The sequence below is a fragment of the Flavobacterium sp. FPG59 genome (genome assembly GCF_002150205.1).
Classification (GTDB): Bacteria; Bacteroidota; Bacteroidia; order Flavobacteriales; family Flavobacteriaceae; genus Flavobacterium.
This window is the reverse complement of record NZ_MTCA01000096.1, coordinates 1-10,930: the sequence shown is the minus strand read 5'-3', so window position 1 is coordinate 10,930 and position 10,930 is coordinate 1. Positions and strand designations below refer to the sequence as shown.

Below are 10,930 nucleotides of genomic sequence, written 5' to 3'. Positions count from 1 at the left end.
TAATTCTAGTCTCTAATGAGAAAAAATCTTGTACTGTTTACGGTTCTTGTTTTGGAGAAGGAAAAACACCTCCAAAAAAATCATAAATATTCTAAAGAACGCCCTTATTAAGGGGCGCTTCTTAAATTATTTCAGATTTAAAACTTCATTCGCTGTATTCTCACGGCATTTAAAATGGCTTATAAAAGCAAGCTAACATCAGTGAAAATTTTTATGAAATTACGGGTAAGCAACCCACAACATGGAACTTATTTATTGAAAAACATAAAGTAGAACTTGACTTTTTTTGAAAGCCAATAATGTTGTCTTTACAATCAACACTTTTGGCTCAATGATTTCGGTTCATTTTGACGCTGCTCCTGTTGTAGACTTTCAAACTGCCGCAAAAGGCGATAATTGAACTTTTAAAAAATTCTTTCACGGTTATTGTATGAAGGAATTTATATTGCGCCATCCGCTTATGAAACGTGGTTTATTACCAATGCATTAACGTATGAGAATTTAGATTTTACCATTCGAGCGATAGATAAAGTTTCGAAAACATATTAATAAAAAAAATGCCACAAATAGTGTCTAACTTTTTGGGGCATGTTCATTTTGGGCTTTTCTATGAATTAAGATGAAATATTTCAAGTGGAAGGATTATTTTTTATCAACCATTTTTGCTGGTTTTCCATCTTTATGGTGCATCATTCTTTTTTTCATTCCGTGATGTCTTTTTCCTTTCATGTCCTCCCATTTTTTGTATTGGTCAGCTGAAAGTATTTTTTTCATTCTTTCTTTCATCACAATTTGCTCGTCTAACATTTGATTTTTTTGAGCAAAACGTTCGTCAGCGGTTAGCTGTTTTTTAGCTGAATTTTTAGTTGCTTTTCGTTCCACCATTTTAGCTTCTCTTTTATTACTTTGTTCAGCAATAACTTTACTCATTTCTTTTTGTTGAGAAGCATTCAAATCTAATTCTAAAGTCATTTTTTTCAAATGCAACTGATTTCTTTGTTCAGGAGTCATTTGTTCCATTTTGGCTCTTTCTGTAGTTGCTCTTCTTTCTTGTGCAAAGCTTGTGATTCCGACAACTAATAATGCAGCGATGAATAATTTTTTCATTTTGTATTGTTTTACTTTTTATAGATATAAGACAAGGATAGGTTTTAAAAGTTTAATCGTTAACAAAAGTTTATCGTTTGGTTTTCCAAGTACAGGTAGAGAAATCTGGAAAATAGTTCTATAAGTATGATTCAAGTCATAATTAATTCACTAATCTAATCGCAAATTTGTTAAACAATTCTAAAAACAAATTTATGTACAAATTAACTTTTTTTGTAGTTGCATTCGTAATGTTAACTTCATGTGGTGATAAAAAAAACAAACCTGAGGAGGATTTTACACCAACCACTTCATCTGATGAAGGAATGGCCGCACCGGAAGGTTCCGCAGCAGATGCTGCAACTTATGATCCAAACAGAGGTATCGGAAAACACACCTCAGTGGATTTAGGTGCTAAGTTGGATGAGGCAATGGCTGCCGAAGGAGAAAAAATACAATCCGTTAAATGTTCTTCTTGTCATAAATTGACTGATGAAAAATTAGTTGGTCCAGGATGGAAAGGAGTTACTGAGAGACAAAAACCAGAATGGATTATGAACTTTATCACTAATCCAGATCCAATGATTGATAAAGATCCAAAACTTCAAGCACAGTTAGAACTTTGTTTAGTTCGTATGCCAAATCAAGCCTTGACCGATACCGATGCAAGAAACTTGTTGGAATATATGCGTAAAAATGACGGAGTAAAATAATTTAACTCAAAATAAAATGAACAATATTTTTATAAAAACAAGTCTTTCCATCGTTTTGGTTAGTGCATTTTTTGGCTCTTGTAGACCTAAAGATACAGCTGATGCCGTAGGTGGCGACGCTGCTCAAAAAGTCTATGTTGCTCCGGGAAAATATGACGAATTCTATAATTTCGTTTCAGGAGGTTTTAGTGGACAAGTGAGTGTTTATGGTTTACCAAGCGCACGATTATTGAGAGTCATTCCAGTATTTTCTCAAGACCCGCAAAGTGGTTATGGATATAGCGAAGAAACCAAACCAATGTTGAATACTTCTCACGGCTATGTGCCTTGGGATGATCAGCACCATTTAGATCTGTCTCAGACTAACGGTGAGGTTGACGGTCGTTGGCTTTTCGCTAATGCTAATAACACGCCCAGAATTGCACGTGTTGATTTGAAAACATTTAAAACGGTTGAAATAATTGAATTGCCAAACAGTGCTGGAAATCATTCTTCTCCATTTATTACTGAGAATACTGAATACGTTGTTGCAGGAACCCGATTTAGCGTTCCTCCTGATAATGCCAATGGTGATGTTCCTATTAACACTTACAAACAAAATTTCAAAGGATATTTGAGTTTTGTAAAAGTAGGTAAGGAAGGTCAGATGGATATTGCTTTCCAAATTGAAACTCCTGGTTTAAACTGGGATTTAAGTCATGCTGGTAAAGGCAAATCTCACGGATGGTTCTTCTTCTCTTGCTATAATTCAGAACAAGCCAATACTTTGCTGGAAGTTAACGCTTCAAAGAACGACAAAGATTTTATTATGGCTGTAAACTGGAAAAAAGCTGAAGAGTACATTAAAGCGGGAAAAGGTAAAAAAATTAAAGCTAAATATGCTCATAATACTTGGGATGAAAAAACGCATACTGCAAAATCTGAAATGAGAACTGAAGTATTAGTGTTGGATTCTAAAATGTTAAAAGATATTTGCTATTTGATTCCTTGTCCAAAATCACCTCACGGATGTGATGTAGATCCTACAGGAGAATATATTGTAGGAAGTGGGAAATTAGCGGCTTTGATTCCGGTCTTTAGTTTTGACAAAATGAAAAATGCGATTGCCAAAAAACAATATGATGGCGACTACGAAGGTATTCCCGTTATAAAATATGAGGCTGCATTGTATGGTGAAGTTAAAAAACCAGGTCTAGGACCCTTACATACTGAGTTTGATGGAAAAGGAAATGCATATACTACGTTTTTCGTTTCGTCAGAAGTTGTGAAATGGGACATTAAATCATTGAAAATTTTAGACAGAGTACCTGTTTATTATTCTCCTGGACATCTTTCTATTCCTGGTGGAGACAGTAAAAAACCATTTGGAAAATATATGGTTGTTTACAACAAAATCACTAAAGATAGATATTTACCAACAGGACCAGAATTAGCGCAAAGTGCACAATTATTTGACATTAGTGGTGATAAAATGAAACTTTTATTGGATTATCCAACCACTGGAGAACCGCATTATGCACAATCTGCACCAGCTGATTTAATCAGAAACAATGGTCAGTTGAAATTTTATAAAATCGAAGAAAACAATCATCCTTATGTTGCCAAAGGTGAAAAAGAAGCTAAAGTAGTCAGAGAAGGAAACAAAGTTCATGTGTATATGACTTCTATACGTTCTCACTTTGCTTCTGATAATATCGAAGGAATAAAACTAGGAGATGAAGTATACTTCCATGTTACTAATCTTGAACAGGATTGGGATGTTCCACACGGATTTGCAATCAAAGGTGCTGATAATGCCGAGCTATTAATTATGCCTGGTGAAACAGCTACTTTGAAGTGGATACCAAAAACAATAGGGATATTTCCATTTTATTGTACTGATTTTTGTAGTGCACTACACCAAGAAATGTCAGGATATTTAAGAGTGTCTCCTGCAGGAAGTAATGTTCCAATAACATTTAGTCTAGGAACGAATTTGCCAGCTAAATAGCAATCACTTCAAAATCAAGAGGGAACAAATTATCTAGTTTGTTCCCTTTTTTAATAAAAAAATCATGAATAATTCAAAAATTTCAACGCTTTCAAAAGTGATGCTTTTGGTTGTGATGGCATTATTAGTGTCGTCGGTTTTTGTTCCAATGTGGAGAATTGAATTGTCAGCTCCTCAATATCCTGAAGGTTTAGTACTGCTGTTGCATGCTGATAAAATTGCGGGTGATGTCGATATTATTAATGGATTGAACCATTATATTGGTATGAAAACCCTGCATAAAGAGGATTTTATAGAATTTACTGTACTGCCTTATATTATTGTTTTTTTTGCATTGTGTGCTTTGGCAGTTGCGGTAATTGCTATGAAAAAAGGACTTTATGCTTTATTTATATCTTTTATTCTTTTTGGGATATTAGCAGGAGTCGATTTTTACCGATGGAACTATGAATACGGACATAATTTGGACCCTAATGCTGCAATTCAAGTGCCAGGAATGTCATATCAGCCACCATTATTAGGTTACAAACAACTTTTAAATTTTGGTGCGTATTCTATTCCAGATACTGGAGGATGGATGTTAATTGCTGCAGGATTATTACTGTTTATCGCAGTAATCAAAGAAACTAATTTGTTAAACAGATTTAAAAAATCAAATACAACAGCAGTGTTGTTAGTCTTTTTAACTTTTTCTTTTTTTTCTTGTGCCAAAACAGAAGTGGTTCCCATTAAATTGAACGTTGACACGTGCGATTTCTGTAAAATGACGATCGCCGATGGTAAATACGCGGCAGAAGTGATTAGTGAAAAAGGCAGAGTTTTCAAATTTGATGACATCATGTGCATGATACAGTATGGAAAAGAAAATGCTAATACAAAAATAGCCGCTTATTATGTGAGTGATTATGTGCAAGACAATGTCTTGATTCCTGCTAAAACTGCTTTTTTTATCTCTGAAGGAACTATTCAAAGTCCGATGAGAGGTGGGGTTATAGCTTTTTCTTCTGAAAATGATGCAAAGGAATTTGGAATAAAATTTAAAGCAAAACCAATTACTTGGGAAGCTATAATTGCAAAATAAACCAGTCGTTTTTTGAATCAGTAAAAAATTAAGTACAGTGTGTTTTCTTAATTAAATTCAGACGGTTTAATTTTAAAAAAATAATGAAAAAATTGCTCTACTTATTTCTGTTTTTTTCGTCATTCCTTCATGCGCATGTAATTGAAGTTGGCGCTAATAAATCTGTAAAATCAATAAAAAAAGCTATTAGTTTGGCTAAAATAGGTGACACGGTTTTAGTTCATAAAGGTGTTTATCGAGAAGGCAATATTGTTATTGATAAAAGAATTGTTTTTCTGGGTGTAGAATATCCAATTTTAGATGGACAAAAGAAGTATGAAGTACTTTCCATTAAAGCGGATAGTGTGATTGTACAAGGTTTTAAAGTGATAAAATCAGGGTATGCTTCACTCGAAGATCCTTGTGCGATAAAAGTCTACAATAAAAACCATGTTGTTATTCAAAACAATATTCTAGACGATAATTTCTTTGGAATTTATATCCAAAATGGTAAAAACTGCCTGATAAAAAACAATACCATTGTAGCGTATGGCAAAGAAGAACAACAAATAGGCAACGGAATTCATTGTTGGAAAAGTGAGGATCTACAAATTATCGCCAACACTATTTCTGGTCATCGGGATGGGATTTATTTTGAATTTGTGACCAATTCCGTTATCTGGAGAAATATTTCAACTAACAATATCCGTTATGGCTTGCATTTTATGTTCTCTAATGACGACGCGTATATTACCAATATTTTCAAGAATAACGGTGCCGGCGTTGCGGTAATGTTTACCAAAAATGTCAAGATGTTCAATAACTATTTCGAAGAAAATTGGGGCGATGGCGCTTATGGATTATTTCTAAAGGAAATTTCCGATAGTCATATCATTGGAAATAAATTTTCTAAAAATACTTCTGGAATTCACATGGAAGGAACCAATCGAATACGAATTGAAAAGAACGTATTTGAAGCGAACGGTTGGGCGATGAAAATCCAAGCCAGTTGTGTAGATAATGAAATCGTAAATAATAATTTTATTGGGAATACTTTTGATATGGGAACTAACGGAAGTTTAGTTTTAAATACGTTCGACACCAATTATTGGGATAAATACGAAGGATATGATTTAGACAAAAATGGTGTCGGCGATGTGCCGTATCATCCGTTGAGTTTATTTGCAGTTTTAGTTGAAAATAATCCCTCGGCGATGTTGCTGTTCCGGAGTTTTATGATCACACTTTTGGATAAATCCGAAAAAGTGTTGCCCAGTATAACCCCAGATAATTTCATTGACAATTCGCCATTAATGCATTCATTACCATTATGATTGAAATAAAAAATATATATAAAAAATTTGGAAAATTAGAGGTTTTAAATGATGTCAATCTTTCTTTTAAAAAAGGAGAATGCATTGCTTTAATTGGTCCGAATGGCTGTGGAAAAACCACTTTGATAAAAAGTATTTTGGGAATGGTGATTCCTTCTAAAGGAGATATTTTATTCAATGAAAAATCGATTTTAAAGGAATTTAAATATCGGGAAAAAATAGGCTACATGCCACAAATAGGCCGTTATCCGGATTATATGACAGTTGGGCAAATCATCGAAATGATAAAGCAAATTCGAAATTCGGATCAGGTTTTAGATGAGGATTTAGTCCATGCATTTCAACTCGAAAAAATAGTCGACAAACAAATGCGGACACTTTCGGGGGGAACAACGCAAAAAGTAAGTGCTACACTGGCTTTTTTGTTTAATCCTGAAGTGTTGATTTTAGACGAACCTACAGCGGGATTAGATCCATTGGCTTCCGAAATATTAAAAGTAAAAATTATAAAAGAAAAAGAAAAGGGAAAACTTATCTTGATTACTTCCCACCTTTTGAGCGAATTAGATGATTTGATTACCCAAATTATTTACATGCAAGACGGGACAGTGCATTTTCATCAAAGCATCGCGGATTTATTGGAATCAACAAACGAACAAAAAATATCCAAAGCAATTGCCAAAATTCTAAAAAACAAAAGCAATGAACAGAATCATTAAAATCATTTTTCTAGACATTCTGAAGAACAAGATTATACTGGCGTATACCCTTATTTTAGCCATTCTTTCATGGAGTTCATTTGGGCTGGAAGATAATTCTGCTAAAGGATTGCTTACCATTTTGAATATAATTTTATTCACGGTTCCGCTGGTTTCCATTCTTTTTGCCACGATTTATTTGTACAACAGTACGGAGTTTATTGAGCTTTTATTAAGCCAGCCCATTAAACGCAAGAAAATTTGGCTGAGTCTTTTTCTTGGACTTTCGTTAGCAATGGTTTTAGCTTTTTTTATTGGTGCTGGAATTCCGCTTTTAATCAATGCGCCGAATAGTGTAGGCATTATGATGCTCGTCATAGGTTGTCTGATTACGTTGGTCTTCGTGGCTTTGGCATTTTTAAGTTCGATATTGACCAGAGACAAAGCAAAAGGTATAGGGATTGCCATCATGGGTTGGTTATATTTTGCACTGCTTTTTGATGGAATAATTTTGTATTTGTTGTTTCAATTTTCAGATTATCCAATCGAGAAAGCAATGATTGTTGTTACGGCGTTTAGTCCAATAGATTTAGCCAGAATTCAAATCTTGCTGCATCTTGACGTTTCGGCGATGATGGGATATACCGGAGCAATTTTCAAAGATTTTTTCGGGACATCATTGGGACTGCTTATTTCTTTTTCGTTATTGTGTTTGTGGATTATTATTCCATTTTTCATTTCATTAATTAAATTTAAAAACAAAGATTTATAATGTTTAAAGATATACTTCAAAAACTAGAAAATGCCGCTAATCCAGTGGCGCAAGTGGTTCAAAATACTTCTTGTCTTAAAGTAATGGTGATTGCTTTCAAAAAAGGAATGATTCTTAAGGAGCATAAAACAGATGTTCCTGCCAAATTATTGGTGATAAAAGGAAACGTGATTTATAAAGAGGAGAACCAACAAAACGAACTCTTTCTTTATGATGAACAAGAAATTCCGGTAGCAGTTTTACATTCCGTAGAAGCATTGGAAGACAGTTTGTGTTTATTGTTTAAAGGCTAAAAAATCTAGAAATGAAAACAGATATAAAAAACAGAAACGATATTGAGAAGCTGATAAACACTTTCTACGGTAAAATAAAAACAGATACTAAAATCGGTTATTTTTTTACGGATGTAGCCAAGGTGAATTGGGAAGAGCATTTGCCTAAAATGTATGATTTCTGGGAAAATATTATGTTTTCGAAAGGGAATTATACCGGAAACCCGATGAGTAAGCACAAAGAGTTGCATCAAAAAAGTGAAATGAAAGAAGCTCATTTTCAGCATTGGAATGCCTTGTTTAATGAAACTGTTGATGAGTTATTCACAGGAGAAAAAGCTGAAGAAATCAAACAAAGAGCTATGAATATTTCGGGGGTATTGATGTACAAAACAATAGGCTGAATAGCATTAAAAAAGCGTGAACTATTTTAGTTTACGCTTTTTTCAATCTGGCAAAATGAATTAATAATATTATTTTTTTGGAAGTAAAACATCATTGATTACGTGTATAATTCCGTTTGATGTTGGGATTGAAGTTACTATTTCGGAACCATTTACAAATACCTTGTCACCTACTTTGGTGATTTTTATTTTTCCGGCATTTACTTGTTCGTATTCCTCTCCATCTTGCATGTATTCGGTTTTTAGATTCCCAACGTATGTGTGGTATTCTAATATGTTTTTCAAGTCATCTTTTTTTCCAGGTTCTAATAATCCTTCAACGGTTCCTTTTGGGAGTTTATCGAAGGCAGCGTTTGTTGGTGCAAAAACAGTAAATGGCCCGGCATTGCTCAATACATCCACTAATCCTGCTGCTTTTACTGCAGTTACTAATGTAGAGTGATCTTTGCTTCCAGAGGCTGTCTGAACAATGTTTGGACTGGAAGTTTCGTCAACCACGGCAGATTGCCCAGGACCTTGGGTTGTTGTATTTTCTGTTGTTGTTTCAGATGGAGCTTCGCTATTTTGTTTACAACCAAAAATGGTACAGAAACAAACGACGGCTACTAATTGAATTGATTTTTTCATAATTAAGGTTACTTTGGTTTAATATAGCAAAGTGCTTAATTATCAATTGTTTATTCTATGCGTTCAATCATAAAGGCGGGTTGTTTTTAACTTTTTTGATAGAAAAATATGCAGTATACGCGATTCCTAAAAGCAAGAGTAAGGCGACAACGAAAAGAAGTTCATTTACATACGGAATAATTGTGTAGGTGAACGATGCAACACCTTGAATAGCAAGAACCAACTCATTTAATAAAACGCCAACAGAAAATAGAATCAAACCAATTTTTATCTTTTTATTAATGATAATTAGATGATTGGCGTAAACGTAAAATAACAGAAACAACGTAATTACCGCCAATAAAACCAAGTGTAAATAGGCAATAACTATTGGTCTGAAACCAAAGGCGAGCTGACTTAAAGATGGTATTGTTGAACCTAATTGCAGAATGAATTTTATGCTTAATGCCAAACAGGAAAAGAGTAAAATATAGCGTAACAATGAAGCGAAATTTTTCAAATATTCTTTTTGTTTTTGTATCAAAATTAAAAGAAGTTTAAACCATGCAAAAACTTGAATTACTGCTGCAAAGACAGAAATTGCGAAAAGCCAAACAGGTAAATCCAACCAAAGTGTGGACAAAAAATAGGCAGGAATACAAGAAACAGCAAACAGCTTAAAGGAATTTTCGTAAAAGGAATGTTCTGATTTTTTTAGATTTAAAAAACCAAAAAATAAACCGATGCAACCAAAGAAAAACCAACCGTTATATTGAAAATGGAGAAAATAATAAATAGATGCTAAATACAAATCCTGAATAACATTTTTACTAGCCATCATGTAGGCTAGATAAAAAGTCCCAAAAGAGGAAATAATATTGAAAACTACGGCGGCTTTAAACCAATTAAGAGCAGCGAAATCGGTATCTATTTTTCTTAAATCTTTGATGTAATAATAGCCAAAAAAATAAGAAACCAGAATCGATGCTGTTGAGAAAAAGATGGAAATCATTCCGTAGCCCTGAATAATAAAGAAAATCAGCATTCCATAGGAACAAATGAGATTGGCTATAATTATTTTTCGGTATTTAGTTACTTGAAAGTCTGCGGTTTTGTTTTGAAGATAATACACCATCAACGTCATCAAGGTATGGGTAATCCATCCTGAAAATGCAAAATGGGAATGAGAATGTAATATATATTTTTGATTGAAATAAGGGAATTCAAAACCAATTTTATAACGCATTAAAACCCCAAGCGAGGCTACAATACATAGATTTAGCAACGAAAATTTTAGCCAGAATTGTATGTTTAATTTCATATTTTTTTTAATAAAATATTTTGTGATTGATGATGTCAACTTTGTTGCAATCATTCATTTTCGAAAAAACCCGAATCACCGTTTCGACTCTCAAACCGGTAAAATTTGCAATTTCCTGACGTGTGTAAGGAATTAATACTTTTTGGTCATTACATTCCGATTTTCTTTTGTGTGTGTTCAAAAAAGCAAGAATTCTAAACTCTGGTTTCTGGTTGATGATCTCTTTTGAAGTATTGGATTTTGAATGAATTTTATTGGCAAGTAAAACCAAAAATGATTTTTGAATTAAAGGATATTCATCAAGAATTTTTAAAAATTTATCTTTTGATAGCTTCATAATGGTGCAATCTTGAAGGCAAACTGCTTTCGAGGGATACGGTTGGTCAATAAACAATGGAGGTTCGCCAAAACTCTCTCCTTTACAAAAAAGTCCTTGTGTGAACTCTTTTCCTTCGTCATTTGAATTGAACATTCTCACGCTTCCATCAATAATTTGATAATAAAAATGGGCCACTTCATCTTCATTAAAAACTACTTCGTTTTTTTTGTATTTTTTCGCAACAGCGCCCCAAGAAAAAAGTAAATCTATGTCTATTTGCATAATTAAAGTGGATTTAAGAATGTGTTTTTTAGGACGCATATTTGCAATTGCTACAAATATAATTTCTATAAAT

12 protein-coding genes and 1 pseudogene are annotated in these 10,930 nt (G+C 33.5%); 9 read left to right on the top strand and 4 right to left on the bottom strand.

The window, feature by feature from the left end; translation table 11 throughout:
- Window positions 1-286 precede the first annotated feature (286 nt).
- Window positions 287-549 (top strand): annotated as a pseudogene (locus FPG59_RS09770) (aspartate aminotransferase family protein); the annotation flags it as partial.
- A gap of 93 nt (window positions 550-642) precedes the next feature.
- Here FPG59_RS09770 and FPG59_RS09765 read toward each other — a convergent pair.
- Entirely contained in the window at window positions 643-1,107 is a 465-nt protein-coding gene (locus FPG59_RS09765) for a hypothetical protein (protein WP_086454425.1), read from the bottom strand.
- Window positions 1,108-1,301: 194 nt separating this feature from the next.
- Here FPG59_RS09765 and FPG59_RS09760 point away from each other — a divergent pair, with 194 nt between their 5' ends.
- The 8 genes from FPG59_RS09760 (at window position 1,302) to FPG59_RS09725 (ending at window position 8,329) form a co-directional block, all read left to right on the top strand.
- On the top strand, window positions 1,302-1,799 hold the full coding sequence (locus FPG59_RS09760) for a c-type cytochrome (protein WP_086454424.1): 498 nt from the start codon (window positions 1,302-1,304) through the stop codon (window positions 1,797-1,799).
- A gap of 16 nt (window positions 1,800-1,815) precedes the next feature.
- Window positions 1,816-3,789 carry a Sec-dependent nitrous-oxide reductase gene (nosZ, locus tag FPG59_RS09755; RefSeq protein WP_086454423.1) on the top strand — a complete coding sequence of 658 codons (1,974 nt, stop codon included), beginning with the start codon at window positions 1,816-1,818 and terminating at the stop codon, window positions 3,787-3,789.
- A 64-nt stretch (window positions 3,790-3,853) separates the two neighbouring features.
- On the top strand, window positions 3,854-4,870 hold the full coding sequence (locus FPG59_RS09750) for a nitrous oxide reductase accessory protein NosL (RefSeq protein WP_086454422.1): 1,017 nt from the start codon (window positions 3,854-3,856) through the stop codon (window positions 4,868-4,870).
- Between the two features lie 83 nt (window positions 4,871-4,953).
- Window positions 4,954-6,183 carry a nitrous oxide reductase family maturation protein NosD gene (locus FPG59_RS09745; RefSeq protein WP_086454421.1) on the top strand — a complete coding sequence of 410 codons (1,230 nt, stop codon included), beginning with the start codon at window positions 4,954-4,956 and terminating at the stop codon, window positions 6,181-6,183.
- Complete coding sequence (locus FPG59_RS09740; RefSeq protein WP_086454420.1) at window positions 6,180-6,902, top strand: ABC transporter ATP-binding protein; 723 nt, start codon at window positions 6,180-6,182, stop codon at window positions 6,900-6,902. Before FPG59_RS09745 ends, FPG59_RS09740 begins: the two co-directional genes overlap by 4 nt.
- Complete coding sequence (locus FPG59_RS09735) at window positions 6,886-7,653, top strand: ABC transporter permease subunit (protein WP_086454419.1); 768 nt, start codon at window positions 6,886-6,888, stop codon at window positions 7,651-7,653. Before FPG59_RS09740 ends, FPG59_RS09735 begins: the two co-directional genes overlap by 17 nt.
- A complete protein-coding gene (locus FPG59_RS09730) occupies window positions 7,653-7,946 on the top strand; it encodes a hypothetical protein (protein WP_086454418.1) in 294 nt (97 codons plus the stop codon). Before FPG59_RS09735 ends, FPG59_RS09730 begins: the two co-directional genes overlap by 1 nt.
- 11 nt (window positions 7,947-7,957) lie before the next feature.
- The gene (locus FPG59_RS09725) at window positions 7,958-8,329 is read left to right on the top strand and encodes a group III truncated hemoglobin (RefSeq protein WP_086454417.1); all 372 of its coding nucleotides are present in this window, start codon (window positions 7,958-7,960) and stop codon (window positions 8,327-8,329) included.
- A gap of 69 nt (window positions 8,330-8,398) precedes the next feature.
- On the opposite strand, the gene FPG59_RS09720 is transcribed toward FPG59_RS09725, so the two are convergent.
- The 3 genes from FPG59_RS09720 to FPG59_RS09710 form a co-directional block, all read right to left on the bottom strand.
- Window positions 8,399-8,956 (bottom strand): fasciclin domain-containing protein, encoded by a 558-nt coding sequence (locus tag FPG59_RS09720; protein WP_086454416.1) that lies wholly within the window; start codon window positions 8,954-8,956, stop codon window positions 8,399-8,401.
- Window positions 8,957-9,023: 67 nt separating this feature from the next.
- Window positions 9,024-10,256 carry a hypothetical protein gene (locus tag FPG59_RS09715; RefSeq protein WP_140344621.1) on the bottom strand — a complete coding sequence of 411 codons (1,233 nt, stop codon included), beginning with the start codon at window positions 10,254-10,256 and terminating at the stop codon, window positions 9,024-9,026.
- A 7-nt stretch (window positions 10,257-10,263) separates the two neighbouring features.
- Window positions 10,264-10,930: Crp/Fnr family transcriptional regulator (locus FPG59_RS09710; RefSeq protein ID WP_369596809.1), on the bottom strand; the 667-nt coding region annotated here is incomplete at its 5' end.